The organism is Tenacibaculum aiptasiae (assembly GCF_008806755.1).
GTDB lineage: Bacteria > Bacteroidota > Bacteroidia > Flavobacteriales > Flavobacteriaceae > Polaribacter > Polaribacter aiptasiae.
Genome location: NZ_WAAU01000035.1, coordinates 12,675 through 27,466, shown reverse-complemented (window position 1 = coordinate 27,466; position 14,792 = coordinate 12,675). Strand labels below are relative to the sequence as shown.

General features: G+C 29.4%; 16 protein-coding genes. 9 read left to right on the top strand and 7 right to left on the bottom strand.

All coding sequences use genetic code 11. The features are described from left to right. Positions 1–64 precede the first annotated feature (64 nt). The 8 genes from F7018_RS17010 to F7018_RS16975 all read left to right on the top strand — a co-directional run bounded on the left by F7018_RS17010 (position 65) and on the right by F7018_RS16975 (position 5,594). A complete protein-coding gene (locus F7018_RS17010; protein WP_175578771.1) occupies positions 65–808 on the top strand; it encodes a leucine-rich repeat domain-containing protein in 744 nt (247 codons plus the stop codon). A 522-nt stretch (positions 809–1,330) separates the two neighbouring features. Then, positions 1,331–1,738, top strand: coding sequence for a hypothetical protein (locus tag F7018_RS17005; RefSeq protein WP_150901306.1), 408 nt, complete (start codon positions 1,331–1,333; stop codon positions 1,736–1,738). Next, positions 1,710–2,477, top strand: coding sequence for a hypothetical protein (locus F7018_RS17000; protein WP_150901305.1), 768 nt, complete (start codon positions 1,710–1,712; stop codon positions 2,475–2,477). Before F7018_RS17005 ends, F7018_RS17000 begins: the two co-directional genes overlap by 29 nt. Position 2,478: 1 nt before the next feature. Continuing rightward, positions 2,479–2,904 (top strand): hypothetical protein, encoded by a 426-nt coding sequence (locus F7018_RS16995; RefSeq protein ID WP_150901304.1) that lies wholly within the window; start codon positions 2,479–2,481, stop codon positions 2,902–2,904. 47 nt (positions 2,905–2,951) lie between these two features. Then, positions 2,952–3,458, top strand: coding sequence for a ClbS/DfsB family four-helix bundle protein (locus tag F7018_RS16990; protein WP_150901303.1), 507 nt, complete (start codon positions 2,952–2,954; stop codon positions 3,456–3,458). A 20-nt stretch (positions 3,459–3,478) separates the two neighbouring features. Further along, positions 3,479–4,177, top strand: coding sequence for an imm11 family protein (locus F7018_RS16985; RefSeq protein ID WP_150901302.1), 699 nt, complete (start codon positions 3,479–3,481; stop codon positions 4,175–4,177). A gap of 126 nt (positions 4,178–4,303) precedes the next feature. Next, positions 4,304–4,918, top strand: coding sequence for a DUF4261 domain-containing protein (locus tag F7018_RS16980; RefSeq protein ID WP_150901301.1), 615 nt, complete (start codon positions 4,304–4,306; stop codon positions 4,916–4,918). Positions 4,919–4,988: 70 nt separating this feature from the next. Then, complete coding sequence (locus tag F7018_RS16975) at positions 4,989–5,594, top strand: hypothetical protein (protein ID WP_150901300.1); 606 nt, start codon at positions 4,989–4,991, stop codon at positions 5,592–5,594. 359 nt (positions 5,595–5,953) lie between these two features. Here the strand turns inward: F7018_RS16975 and F7018_RS16970 are convergent, their stop codons facing one another. Both F7018_RS16970 and F7018_RS16965 read right to left on the bottom strand, forming a co-directional pair. Further along, entirely contained in the window at positions 5,954–6,658 is a 705-nt protein-coding gene (locus F7018_RS16970; RefSeq protein WP_150901299.1) for a LytR/AlgR family response regulator transcription factor, read from the bottom strand. Beyond that, positions 6,655–7,461, bottom strand: a complete 807-nt coding sequence (locus F7018_RS16965; protein ID WP_175578770.1) for a sensor histidine kinase — start codon at positions 7,459–7,461, stop codon at positions 6,655–6,657. Before F7018_RS16965 ends, F7018_RS16970 begins: the two co-directional genes overlap by 4 nt. Before the next feature lie 482 nt (positions 7,462–7,943). Here F7018_RS16965 and F7018_RS16960 point away from each other — a divergent pair, with 482 nt between their 5' ends. Next, positions 7,944–10,118, top strand: a complete 2,175-nt coding sequence (locus tag F7018_RS16960; RefSeq protein ID WP_150901297.1) for a DUF5916 domain-containing protein — start codon at positions 7,944–7,946, stop codon at positions 10,116–10,118. Between the two features lie 72 nt (positions 10,119–10,190). Here F7018_RS16960 and F7018_RS16955 read toward each other — a convergent pair whose 3' ends face one another. From F7018_RS16955 to F7018_RS16935, 5 genes are all read right to left on the bottom strand, one after another. Next, complete coding sequence (locus tag F7018_RS16955) at positions 10,191–12,536, bottom strand: TonB-dependent receptor (protein WP_150901296.1); 2,346 nt, start codon at positions 12,534–12,536, stop codon at positions 10,191–10,193. 342 nt (positions 12,537–12,878) lie between these two features. Continuing rightward, on the bottom strand, positions 12,879–13,283 hold the full coding sequence (gene arfB, locus F7018_RS16950; RefSeq protein ID WP_150901295.1) for an alternative ribosome rescue aminoacyl-tRNA hydrolase ArfB: 405 nt from the start codon (positions 13,281–13,283) through the stop codon (positions 12,879–12,881). Between the two features lies 1 nt (position 13,284). Continuing rightward, positions 13,285–13,938 (bottom strand): AAA family ATPase, encoded by a 654-nt coding sequence (locus F7018_RS16945; protein WP_150901294.1) that lies wholly within the window; start codon positions 13,936–13,938, stop codon positions 13,285–13,287. Continuing rightward, on the bottom strand, positions 13,899–14,531 hold the full coding sequence (pnuC, locus tag F7018_RS16940) for a nicotinamide riboside transporter PnuC (RefSeq protein ID WP_150901293.1): 633 nt from the start codon (positions 14,529–14,531) through the stop codon (positions 13,899–13,901). Before pnuC ends, F7018_RS16945 begins: the two co-directional genes overlap by 40 nt. Further along, entirely contained in the window at positions 14,515–14,775 is a 261-nt protein-coding gene (locus F7018_RS16935; protein WP_150901292.1) for a hypothetical protein, read from the bottom strand. The genes pnuC and F7018_RS16935 overlap by 17 nt, the downstream gene beginning before the upstream one ends. Between the last annotated feature and the right edge of the window lie 17 nt (positions 14,776–14,792).

Genomic DNA, 14,792 nt, shown 5'->3' with positions numbered 1-14,792 from the left:
CTATATTAAGATGTACTTTTTGAGTATATTCGTTGGATATAAATGTTATGAAAGAGTAAAAAAAATGAAGGTTACCAAAATACATAATGATGTACAAGACAGAAATTCAGAAGCTTGGAAAAAGTTATGTGAGTATGTCGACTTAATCGCTAAAAAAGGGAAAAAGGAGTTTTCTCCAAGAGAATATTTAGGAGATGAGTTGTTTTCTCAAATTTATACATTACCTGAATCTATAAGTAAACTTAAAAAAGTTAAGAAAGTTTGGTTGTACGGAAGTAAACTACAAAGGATTCCACCAGAAATTGGAGAAATGGAATCTCTCGAGTTTTTTGATCCTTATACTTCTTATGATTTAAAATGGTTTCCTTATGAATTAACTAAATGCAAAAAGCTAAGAGATAGCAGAATTAGTACTCGAGCATTATTAGGGAATTTTAAAAATAGAAAACCTTTTCCTAAACTTGAGCACAACCCTGTAAGGTATTATGGAGATACAGTTAAGTGTAGTATATGTGAAAAGGAAATGACTTATAAGGAAACTAACCAATTGTGGATTACTCTAAGAGTAGGAACGGATGATGTTCCATTATTAGCAAATTTATGCTCGAAAGAATGTGAAAATGCGCTTCCTCAACCTCGAAAAGGTTATGTACAAAAACCTCATAAAGGTGGAGCGGATTTAAAACAACCATCTTATGATGAATGGGTAAATGCTAATATGATTAGTATTAAAAGTAGCGATTTAGAGAAGCAAAAAAACAAGAAACCCAAACTTTTAAAGTTAATTAGAAAGATTTGGGATAAATAGTGGTTGAATTAGAAGATAGATTAAATAATGATTTATAAACGTATTGAAATTACCTTTTTAGGAATCATCTCTTTGATTAGTCTGATTTTGTCAAAATCTGTAGTTATTTATAAGCTTGAATATGTTGGTTTATTAGGGGGAATTCAAAATACTCCTTTTCTCTCGATTGTCACATTTGTGGGAATATGTTTTATACTATTTAATCATTTTGTTTTAAAAATTTCCATTTTTAAGAATATCATTTATTCTTTAATTGGAATAGTATTAGCATATATACTTGCTAGAATAATTTTTGGAATTATAATAGGTATTTTTATTCGATTAGATAATGGCAAAACACCAATAGGTTGGGAGTTTCAATATATATGGAGTGTAATACCTATTATGACTATACTTTTAATTGCATTGACGAAATTGTATACGAAAAGATTATAAAAAACAGTAAAGAATAATATGTAACTGCTGTTGTATTAGAATATGATAATATTTTTTATTTAATATGTGGAAAAAGAAAAAGACTAGATGACAAAAAGAAAAGTGAGAGTTATTGAATGTTTTGAAATACCAGGGCTGGGACTTTTAACCGAACTACAACATATTGAAAATGGAATTCCACCTAATTCTCAAATAATTGATTTAGAGACAAACGAGTCATGGATAGTTAAAAAAAGAGTTTATCATGGTATATTAATTTTGAATGAATTAGAGAAATATTTCGAATGTGAAACAGCTTCAATTCATATAGATAGTGTTTTTCAAAAACAATTAGATAGAGAAATTGCAATAGAGAAAGAATTAGCTAAGAGAGAAAAAGGAATTTATTATTACCTGTTAGCTCCAGAAAATAAAAGACAAAGAAAAAAGCCAAAAACAGGAATCGAATTAAAAATAAATTGTACTAATGAGAATAAGAACAGAAAAAGATCTTGAAAAACTAGATAATAAAATAAAGGAAGAACTAGGAATTGATATACATAAATATAGAAACGAAGAAGTTGTAGAAAACTTTGTAGAATTATTAGTTTTTCCAAAATATGTTATCAATTGGGTAATTAGACCAGTTTTGATTTCAATTTTGGCTTTTATTATAGGTTTCTATGTGTTGGATTTAGTCCATGTTGAATATGTTTTATATAGTATTATTGGACTTATACTCTTTTTGTTAGCTGGATTCTTTATGGGGTTACTTTTTCTAATTTGGAAAATGAAATCTGATATGTGGGGGATTATTAATTATTCTTTGGATATTATGAAATCTGCTGTAGCTGATATAAATGAAGTTAGTAATCAGACTACTAAAGAAAATAGAAAAGATGTTTTAAGTTTACTTTTTAAAGGAGTTATACATATTATAACCATTCCTATGGTTTCAAAAGTGGTATCGGATAAAGTCCCATTCGTAGGCGGAATTGTTAATAGAATAGTCAAAAAGATTTTGACATTAGTTTCTGATAAAGTTAAGTTTGATGAAGAGAAATTAAAGAACGAATTGAGTAAAAATGAAGACGAATCAAATGCTTTAAAAGTGTACTTAAAATCAATCTCATTTGCTTCTAATGGAATTAAAAAAGTTATGAACTTTACATTTGGCGTTGCACAGTTTCCTTTAAAAGTACTATTTGGAATTATATTGTTACTTCTAATATTGTTTCTTTATTTGATTAATTAAATTGAAAAAACTAAAATTAAAATATTCAGAATCTCATCCGTTGAAGTCTTACATAGTTAATGAACAATTTTTGACAAAAGAAGAGTTTATTGATAAGTTTGAGAGCTTTCAATGGTTGGAGTTATTGAAATTGCAACTAAGTGCAAACGAGAATCAGGTACATAGTTCTCCTTCACTTACCATTGAGGATGAAAAAGAAAATGCAGTGTTTGCATCTATAGTAGGACACTTAGAGGAATATGAGTTTTATGTTTGTTATAAAAGACCTATAACTAGAAAAAAGAAAAAATGGTTTGGGTTAGTTGAATACGATTATTACGATGAAAACTTTTGTAGTGTTATTCCAGAGCAAACCAAACAAGATGCACTAGATGCTTTTCTCTTGTTTTATGATAAGAACTATGAGGAATTAGAAAAAAGATGGTGATGATTGTTTGATAGTAATTATAAATATAAAAAGTGAAATAAACTTCAATGGCAGTTCCTAAAAATAAAGAAGAATTAATTTTTGAAATAGAAAATAATTATTCCAAACTAAAAAAAGATTTGGAAACAGTTCCGTTTGAATTGACTAAAAAGAAAGAACTAGAAGGGCATGCTAAAGGAACTCAAATGAGTGTTTCAGATTTGGTAGCTTATCTTATTGGTTGGGGAGTGCTAGTATTGAAGTGGCACGAGAAAAAAGAAAAAGGAGAAAAGGTAGATTTCCCAGAAACAGGTTATAAATGGAACGAATTAGGAAAACTTGCTCAAAAGTTTTATTCGGATTATGAACCCCTCGATTATCAAACATTGTTAAGTGAATTAGATACTATTGTTAATGAAATTTTGTCTTTGGTAAAAAACACTGAAAACACAGATTTATATGAAAAGCCTTGGTATGACAAATGGACTCAAGGTAAAATGATACAATTAAATACTTCGTCACCTTATAAAAACGCTAGAAGTAGAGTAAGGAAGTGGAAGAGAACAAAATTATAATTGATAAAATATTTTCCAAAATGAAATTTTATGAACTTAGGTTAAACCTGTCAGGAAAGGGACAAAAAAGCTCTTACATTGCAGGTCCTAGTCCTGGATATTTTCCAAACGGAAACCAAGGAGACATTCCATTAGATGAATTTGTTAATGAAGTTGATATTGTTTTTGATAAATTAATTTTTTCAGGAGGAAAAAGAGTTCATGTAACCGATTTTATTTCACATGATGGAGTTAATGGCCTTGGATATGTAATATCTGAAAGAATTAAAAATTTGCTCCAAGATTTTAACTTACCAGAACATCGGTTTTATAAGTTGCCAGTTTATCAGGATTCTAGAGGGAAACAACATCAATATTATAAACTACATATGTTACAGTATTATTTTGATTACTCATTAATAGATTTTGAAAAGTCATCTTTTTATATTGGCGATTTCTTTAAGAAGAACAAGAAGATTGTAAAATACCAAAACGAAAAAGAACTAATAATAAAATTAAAAAGTTTAGATGATTTAGAAGAGAGAATATGGGGGAACAAAATCGTGTTAAATCATAATTATGAGAAACAAGAATTAGATTGTTTTCATATCCATCATTTTTCAAATGATTTCATTATTTCCGAAAGACTAAGAGAGTCACTGGAAAAGATTGAAGCAACAGGAATTAATTATGAAGAGTGTAGTTTTGAGTGTAAAGGTATAGTTAGTTTTAGAAATTAATTAGTGTAAAGAATGTATTCAGATACCGTAATATGTATACCCGTAAAATGGGAATCTAGGACAGAAATTGTTGAGATGATATTAAAATCAAGCAAACAACAATATTTATTTGCAGGCCAAATTTTAATGAACACAATCTCTGGAGAAAACTTTGAATTAGAAATTAGTGAAAAGGATGAGAGAATGCCTATTGCGTTTGCATTTGCTGGAAAGGTAAATGGTATTAAAAAGGATGAAATCAATGAAATAAAAAGACATAATTCAGTAATTTATTTAACAAAAAGAGTTGAATCATTAAAAGCTATAGAAGAGCTTGCGAATATTACATCTTTAATTGTTGAGTCTGGAGGTTATGGTGTTAAAATAGAATCAGCAGGTTTAGCTTTCTCAAAAGATCAATGGCTTATGTTGCAAAAGAATAAGGAGATAGAAAGATTTTATGGCATGTTTGTTTGTAACGCAGTTAGTTCTATTTTATCAGGTTTGTATTCATGTGGAATGCATAATCTGCTTCTAAAGGACACAATAGTTAGCGGACTTGATTATGAAAAAGGGCAAGAGTTAATAAGAGCGTTTAATTTATATCAATTACTTGAGAATCCTAAAATAATAGAGGGTCAAACTTTTAGTATTGATGGAGGTGCTTCAATATATGTTATATCTGAAGAGCTAAATCAACCTAACAAAGGAGAAGAATTATTTGAAAATCCATATGGTATGTGGAGACTTACAGCTAAGTAAAATTTTAGAAAAGTAAAACAAGTAAAATTTAACTTTTCAAAAGATAAATTACAGAACAGATATAAACACAATGACAAGTTTTAAAGCAACAAAAAATAATTCTGATAGACTAAAATGGTTGGTATATATTCTACTTGGGTTAGGAGTATTAACCTATATTATTAAATATTCAGATTGGCATATTATATCAAAAATATTGTTTTCTATTCCTTTAATAATTAACCTATTATTTGATGTGTTTTATTTTAAAAAGGCTGGGTATGTAATTGATAAGATACATTTTGATGAATCAGGAGTTGAAATAGAGGATACCAAAAAAGGTAAAAAGAGAATTCCGTATTCAAACTTAAAATATACTATTAGAAAAAGAAAGTTCGATAAGTATAAAACCGAAATTGAATTAAAAACTAAGAAAAGTTTAAGGTTTAAAACTTTTGGAAGACTGCATATTAAGAACTGGGAAACCATTTTTGATATTGAAAAAGAACTAGAGAAAAGAGAAGTTTCTAGAGTAGAATGGAAGCCAATGACTTTATGGGGGAAATACTGGGGCTTTTTTATTGATTTATTCTTTATAACAGCAGGTGGTGAATATGCAGGGATGAATGAATATCAACAAAAGTCAATAAAAGAAGCTACTCAAAATCCAATCAAAGAAGAAAACGACTCTGAATAAAATCTAGTACAGATAACTATAGAATTGTATCTCACTTATTTTTATAGATAGTAGAGATAAGTTGAAATAAAAAATAGATAAAAACATAGGTTAAACTTAACTCTTCTATAGCCGAGATAATGTTTTTATTAAAATTGTTCCAATCAATTAGAAAGCAAGAAACGATACTTAAGATAATAGAAATTAAAATTAATAAGAGTAATAGCTTTTTAGGCGGTTCCCACATATATTAGTTGCTGATTTAATACAGAGGTAGAGGCAACTAAATGTAGGGTTTAAAAAAGCTTTTATATAGAGAGAATTCATAAACGGAAGCTTTTTTGTAATAAACGGTAGTAATATTGTTTTTAAAGGTAAACTTAATTTAAAAAGGCATCAATGTCTTTTCTATAATTATCGCCAATAGGAATTTCCATACGTCCAATTTCAATATCATTTTTAGTATAAGCAGTAATCTTATTTTTATTAATAATATAAGAACGGTGTATTCGAATAAAACGATGATCTAGCTTTTGTAAAAAAGCTGAAATACTAGTTTTGGTAATATGATGTTCATTAACTAAATGAATTTTGATATAATCTTTTAAACTTTCAATATATAAGATGTCTTCAAAATTAACTTTAACCTGCTTTCTATCTTTCCTTATGTAAATAAAAGAAGTGTTGTTTTCAGGTAAACTAGCAATTATAGGAGTTGAGGTATTTACTATTTGTAGTGCTCTAAACTTTTCAATTGCATTAAAAAAACGTTGAAAAGTTATAGGCTTTAAAATATAATCAACAGCATTTAGTTCAAAACCGTCAATAGCATAATCTCTATAAGCGGTAGTAAATATTACTTTGGGTTTATGGAGTAGATTTTTATAAAAATCAATTCCCTTTAAAACTGGCATTTCAATGTCTAAAAACAAAAGGTCGATAGTGTTTTCTTGTAAAAACTTACTTGCTTCAATTGCACTGGCACAAGAAGCCACTAATTCAAAATCATCTAATTGCATTAAATGATTTTTAAGTAACCTTCTTGCTAGTTCTTCATCATCAATAATTAGACATTTGTAGGTCATTTAATCGGAATTTTTAAATCAACATTAAAATTATCGTTTTCCTCTAGAATAGTTAAAGAGTAAGTGTCTGCATACAATAATTCTAATTGCTTTTTAACATTACTAATACCAATACTTTCTTTTCGAGATGGTATTTTATTTTTAGCAATAGAGTTTTCTATTTTAAAATAAATCATAGTTTCCTCTAATTCAATATTGATATGAATAAAAGCTTTGTTCAACTCTTGTGAAACCCCATGTTTAAAAGCATTTTCAATAAAGGTTAGTAAAATTAAAGGCGCAATCTTAGCGCTAGAATTTTCAGGAGTATTCAATTGAATTGTAACACGATTACCATAGCGTACTTTTTCTAAAGCTAAGTAGTTTTTTATCAGATCAATTTCCTTTTGTAATGGCACAAACTTCTCATTACATCCATATAACATATAGTCTAACATTTCTGAAAGCTTTTCAATAACTTCAGGAGCTTCGTCCGATTTTTCTATAGTTAATGCATATAAGTTATTTAACGTGTTAAATAAAAAGTGTGGATTTAATTGATGCTTTAATGTAGTTAATTCTGTAGCTTTTTTTTGCTCGTTTATTTTAAGGAAACGTTGTTGCTCGTTATAAAACTTAATGATTAATAATATGATTGTTGGTGTTAAAAACTTTACCGATTTACTTACTATAATCTGAATTTTAAAAATATGATCCAAAAAGCCTTTCATAGAATCGTAATCCGTATTGTTTTGTGTTTTGTCAAAATACCTTGGTAGATGCCAAAACTCTTGAAGACTAACAAAAAGAGCATAATTGAACATAAGTAGTATGAGTAAGAAAAAGCTAAATTGGATGTATTTCTTAGGGGTTAAAAAATAAGGGATGAGTATGTAAAGTACACAATAGGCAATTATAATTTGTATTGATAACAGAATTAATCGCGACTCAAGACCTTGATAGTAACTCCTAAAATAAGAAGCTTCTAGTGTAATTAAGAAATAGGAGAAAATCCCTAACCAAAATAACAAATGACGTATTAGGGGGATTTTAATTAAAGAAGCTATTTTTTTTGTTTTACCCATTAAGCGACTAAAATACAATATATATAATATTGAAAACTAAAAGTAGCTTAAATATGAATTTAAGTAGCTTAATAGATAAATATCATAGACTAAAACAAAGTTTGATACTTCCTGAGTTTCAAGAGGCAAAAACAGTCATTTAGTCTACTTTTTTTTAAGCGATTCTTTCTCACAATACTTTAGCGGGCCAAGCAATATGTTTAATTATTGAAATTTAAAAAATGAAAAGAATTGTTTTATTCGTGCTCCTGCTATTAGGAGTTTTTAAGACACAGGCTCAAAAGCAAAATAGAATTGTATTTAACAATACCACCATTAAACTAGATGGGAAATTAAATGAACCTATTTGGGAGCAATTAGATATACACGGAAATTTTATTGATTATATGCCTAAGAATGGAAGTGTAGCAGCAAAACAAATGGAAGTGAAAATATTCCACAACGGTAAAAAGTTATACATAAGTGCTGTATATTATGATGTAACAGATAAGATACAAGTTGGATCTTTAAAAAGAGATGATTTAGGGAATTCAGGAGGAAATAGCGATTGTTTTGCTGTTCTTATTGATACTTATAACCAACAACAATCGGGGTACTTTTTTATTGTAAATATGGGAGGTGCTTTAATTGATGCATTGGTATCTAGAAAAGGAAGTGGTTACTGGATTAGTAGGAGCTGGAATACAATTTGGAATGCTAAAACTTCAGTAAAAGGAAATCAAAAAATATACGAAATTGAAATTCCATTAAAAGCTTTAGGGTATAAAGAAGACAGTCCTAATTGGGGAATTATGTTTCATGCTAGAGATATTAAAACGAATGAATGGATTACGAGTACTAAAATTGACCGTAATTTTTCACAATATGATTTACGTTTTTCAGAACCTTTTGAAGTTGAAAACTTATCGAATAATAAGCCTACTAAGTTTACATTAACGCCATCTTTAACCATGGATTATCAGGAGAGTTTGGTAAATAAAACAGAAGATTCTAATATAAAGCCTAGTTTAGATTTTCAATACAATGTAAGTTCTTCTTTAAAATTAGATGCCACCCTTAATCCAGATTTTTCCCAAATAGATGTAGATACACAAGTTACTAACTTAAGTCGTTTTGCAGTATTCTTTCCTGAGCGACGTAATTTCTTTATAGAAAATAGCGATTTATTTACCTCATTAGGTGTAAGTGGTGTAAATCCGTTTTACTCCAGAAGAATAGGAGCAGAAACCGATATCTTATTTGGTTTAAAACTATCGGGAAATGTAGCTAAGAAAACACGATTAGGTGTATTGAATGTAGCCACAAAGAAAGAAGATACGAAGCCAGCTCAAAATTATGGAGCATTAGTAGTAGAACAACAGTTATCAAATGTTTTTAGAACAACAGGATTTATAATTAATAGACAAGAAACCGATGGTTTTTCATTTTTGAATGATTACAATAGGGTAGCAGGATTGAATGTAAACTACAATTCAAAGAATAATAAATGGACGGGATTGGCAAATTATGCCCAGAGTTTTACGAGTAATGTGTCTGGCGATAATAAGTTTTATAGTTTAAGTCTTTGGTATAATAGCTTAAAAACATCTTGGAAAACTTCCGTGAGAAAAGTAGGAAGAAATTATATTACCGATGTTGGATTTGTTCCAAGATTAGATAATTATGATGCAATTAATCAAACAATAGTCAGAGAAGGATATACACAAGCTATTGGACGATTGAGTTTGACGCATTTTCCAAAAGATTCTAAAAAGATTAACTTTTATAAATACTTAGGATTTTCAAACAATACCTATTTTGATGAGGAAGGAGTAGTTTCTCAATCTTCAACCAATATTAATAACGATTTATTATTTAATGATAGCTCCCTAATTTATGGAGGAGTTGAGCATAATTACGTTAACCTAAAGTATGCTTTTGATCCTCTAAGAAATGGAAATTATATACAACCAGGTATTTATAATTATTATCGATTTTCTGCTGGGTATAGAACTACAAGAAATAGAAAGTTAGAATTTGATGGAAGTTATGAATTGGGGAGCTATTATGGAGGTTCTAGAGATCGTTTAATAGCAAGGGTAGATTATAAATTAATGCCTTTGGCCAGATTGTATGTAAGATACGAACGTAATGATATTGATTTAAATGAGTTGGGAAGCGATACTTTCCACTTAGCTAGATTCTCAGGTGAAGTATTCTTTTCTAACCGATTAAATTGGACAACTTATGTGCAATACAACACGCAGTTTGACAATTTTAATATAAACTCAAGATTACAATGGGAGTACAAACCATTGTCTTATATTTATTTGGTGATTTCAGATAATTTTAATCAAGAAATATCAAGGCAAAATTTGGGAGTAGCTTTTAAAATGAATTATAGATTCGATTTTTAGTACTAAACAAAAAAGAGCCATACAATTGTATGGCTCTTAGGTTTCATAGTTTATTCAAAGCAATTTTCCCATTTAAAATTTTAAGGTAGCACCTATTAAAAAGTTTCTAGTTGCTTGAGGATAGTATCCAGAACCATCCACAGTTTTAGTAGTACCAGGGTTAGTCCAAGTATCGTCATACGTAAAGTAATAACCCCTGTCTACATATTCTTTGTTGAAAATATTGTTTACTAAAGCAGTAAATACAATCGATTTAAATATTTTGTTTGTTTGAATTTCGTAAACAAGATTTAAATCACTTGTAAAGAATCCTTCTAACACATCTAAATCAGAAACTCTACTATCTAAATTACTCATAAACTGTTTTCCAACATATTTAGATAAGAAAGCTAATTGTAAGTTTTTTACTGGTTTATATACAAGTGCATTTCCGAAAACAATATCTGGTGAAAAAGTAATTGTAGTGTTTCCTAAGTTTTGTAAAACCCCGTCAATTTTAGCGTGATAATCTCTATTGATGTTTTTACTAAAAGCAATATTTGGACGCATAGAAACTTGCTCAGATAATTTAAGATCAGCATCTATTTCTATACCTAATCTATAACTGCTACCACTAGAAGCTCTTAAAGGTTCTCCTGTGTTAGGGTCAATAGCTCCTGTTAAAATTAATTGGTTTTGGTAATCCATATAATATATATTGGTATTTATCTTAGCTACAGGAGTAGATAAACGCCAACCTAATTCGTAATCGTCTAAACTTTCATGTTTAGAATTTCCTCCTTCAAAGTCATTTCTATTAGGTTCTCTATTTGCTTTTGCATATGAAACGTATAAACTATGCTCATCATTCACTTTATATGTTAAACCAGCTTTAGGATTAAAGAAGTTATAATCTTTGTCTACATTAATAGGGTCTCTATCAGAAGTTAAACCAGAAGTTTTATAATTAACAAACCTTCCTTGAATATCTACAAAAGCTTTTAAGTTATCGGTAACATTAAAAGTAGCTTTAGAAAAAATACTTAAATCTGTTTTTTTCGAAGCACTATCATAGTAGTGATCTCTAATGTTTGCATTTGGAGCTAAATCGCTTCCCCAAATTACTTCTCCGTAATGATCGTTGTCATATTTACTATAAGAACCACCAGTAATAATTTCTAAGTTATCTTTTTTATATGTTACGTTTCCGTTTGCAACATAGAAATGGTTATCTAACCATCTTCTTACAATAACATCACTTCCGTCAACAATTAAATTGTTATAATCAGCAGCATCTCTACCCGCTTTGTATTGTTCAAAATAACCTTTACCACGTGTATAGTTTAAACCAATATTAGTAGACCAGTTTTCACTAATCTTTTCATTCCAGTGTAATTGGTAGTGGTCTTGTTGGTAGTTATCAGTTTCGTTATCGTAGGTATAAGGATTGAATCTTCTGTTTGTTTGTAATTGTTTAAGATCAATTCCTGCCCAAGCTTGGAAAGTTTTTTCTTTACCTCCAAAAACTAAAGCTTTAATTAAAGTATTATCATCTGTATAACTCCCTTGTAAGAAGTACGATTTTAAATCGGTAAAAGCTTTATCAATATATCCATCAGAATAGATGTTAGATAAACGTCCAGCAAATTCGAAATGCTCGTTTACTTTACCAGTAGTAAATTTTACTGTGTGTTTTCTAGTTCCATAAGAACCAAAAGAGTTAGAAATTTCCCCACCAGCTTCTTCAGCAACAGCATCAGTTAATATATTTAAACTAGCCCCAAATGCACCAGAACCGTTTGTTGAGGTACCCACACCACGTTGTAATTGTAAACTTTGAGTAGAAGAAGCAAAGTCTCCCATATTTACCCAAAAGGTACCTTGACTTTCAGCATCGTTATAAGGAATACCATTTACAGTAACATTTACACGAGAAGCATCAGAACCACGAACTCGAATGTAGGTATAACCAATACCAGCACCTGCATCAGAAGAAGAAACAACGTTTGGTAAATAATTCATTAAAATAGGAATGTCTTGTCCTAAGTTACGTTTTGCAATTTCTTTCTTAGTTAAATTAGAATGTGTTACAGGGGCGTCAGCTTTTACACGTACTGCTGATACTAATACTTCATCTAAAACATTTGCATCAGATGTTAATTGAAAGTTTACTGTTTGATTAGCTGTGATATCAACTTTTTGAGTTATGGTTTTAAAACCAACATATGAAACGGTAACATTATAAGTTCCTTTGGCAAGGCTTAATTTAAAGCCTCCTTCAAAATCGGAAGAAGTTCCTTTTTTTAAGCTTTTTACAGCAACAGTTGCCCCTACAAGAGGTTCTTGTTGGCTATTCACTACTTTACCAGATAGGATAAAGTTTTGAGAATTTGCAGTAAACGCTGCAAATAATAGCATTAGAGAAGATAAAATCTTCATTTTTTTAATAAAAGACATCGGTCTCATTTTTTATAAAATAAAATTGAATAAAAAGAGGTAATTATTCGTTGTTTTGGTTTGAATAATTGTTTTGTTATCACAAGATGTTTACAATGAAGATTTTACTTCATTAGTATTAATTACAAGGTAAATTTACCTCTCTTTGTAATAACAATTAAATCCCTAAACAGCATTACCTGTTCTAGGTTCATTGGGTATGATCTCAGCCTATATTGGGCACCCCTTTACGAGAACAGTGCAAAGGTAAAGCTGTTTTTTATAATAGCATACAAACAATTGAGAATTTTTCTAAATAACCAGTTGTTTTATAGAAGTGAAATGCTAATCGAGCTTTGGTTTCTTTCGAAGTGCTTTTTTTAAAGAATGTTGCTTTTTGTTTTCTGCCTTTTTTAAGATTGAACTTCTACTAGGTTTGGTAGCTTTCCTAGCCTTAGGTTTCTTTAAGCCTTGTTTTATGATTTCAAGAAAACGTTTTATAGCAAGTTCTTTATTGGTGTGTTGACTTCTAGTTTCATCACAAAAAAGAACAAGGGTATGTTCTTTCGTTAAACGATTAGAGATATTCTTAATCAATAATTGTTTTTCTTCAGAAGATAAAAATTTAGAGTTCTCTAAATCAAAAGTTAATTCAATTTTAGAAGAGACTTTATTTACATGCTGACCACCAGCACCAGAACTACGAATAGCTTTAAAGTTTAATTCTTTTAGTAGTTCTGGGATATACATATTATAAAGAATAATCGGTAGTATCTATGTTCTGATGCATAAAATGCATGTCTAAATCTGTTAAAGTATCAGAAAAAGAATATAGGTTTTCTTTCTTAGAAAGAATTTCGTCAATAATTTGAACTGCCTTTTTAAAACGTGTTTCTTTATCTCCTTTCAATAAAACATAAGGACGATTGTATTTCTTTAAAGTGTTTTCAAAAGCAGTAAACATTTCTAAACGTTGCTCAGGTCTGTCGCGTAAATCATCGGCTTCCCAAGGAGTATCAATATAAGTTAAGAAATAAATATCGTAGGTGTTTTCAATAGCGGCTTCATCAAGAATTGGGTCTACAAAACCTCCATAATATTCTTCAGAATATACTTTAGTTTCTAATAAGTCGGTATCGCAAATTAAAATTTTATCGGCTTTTTTAGCTAAATCGTTTTCTAATTTTATTTGACCTTCAGCAATAGGAATAATATCTTTTTGTTCACAAACTTTACGTTCGTTGTTCCATTTGTCTTGTAAATAATCACGAGCAAATTCAGGAGCCCAAACGGTATTATAATGACGCGCTAATTGTCCTGAAAGTGTAGTTTTTCCAGTACTTTCTGGTCCGAATAAAACAACCTTTACAAGGTTGATGTTTTGTTGTCTAAGTGCTTTTTCCATGATAAATAACCTGAAACGGCAATAAAGGTGAAAATTAAATATTGAAAACTAGTAAAAGTGAATCCTTTGTATAGATATAGTGGTATAGAAATTAAATCTCCAATAATCCAATAGATCCAGTTTTCTATTTTTCTTCTTGCCATTAACCACATTCCAACAAAAAATACGGCAGTGGTAACGGTGTCTACATATGCTGTCCAATTATTCCATTTGTCGAAATAAGTATACACACCATACACAAAAACTAGTGTTGCTAAAAAAATAATAATACTTGTTTTCTTTTCTTTAGTAGTGGTTCTTGAAATAGGAGTAACATGAGTTTCATCAACCCTACGAGTCCAAATATACCAACCATAAACGCTCATGATAAAATAGTATCCATTAATCATCATATCACCCAGTAGTTGCCATTTGAGGAGCAAATAAACAAATATAGAGGTGCTAATCATTCCAGTTGGAAAAACCCAAATTTTATTCTGTTTAGAATACCAAACAGATAAAAAACCGAAAATTACAGCAATAATTTCTAGCCAAATATCTAAAGGATCATAAGTTGCATATTGGCCAAAAAGGAAATCAAAAATTTGGTTCATAATCGCTGCGGTCAGATTTTACAATTTTCATTAATAAGATTCCGTTATCTATCAATTCAAATGAATTTTTTAATTCGGAAGTAATCAATTGCATTACTTTATCATAGTCACCATACACTTGAGTGCTTAAAGGATTTTCAAGAATGATTAATCCAGATGCTCTTAGTTTTTTTATAAAGTCGATAATAGGCTGTTCAAACTCATTTTGAAGAGGAGTCAAAGTCAATTCAACAGATATTTTCATTGTAAAAATAAATTAGG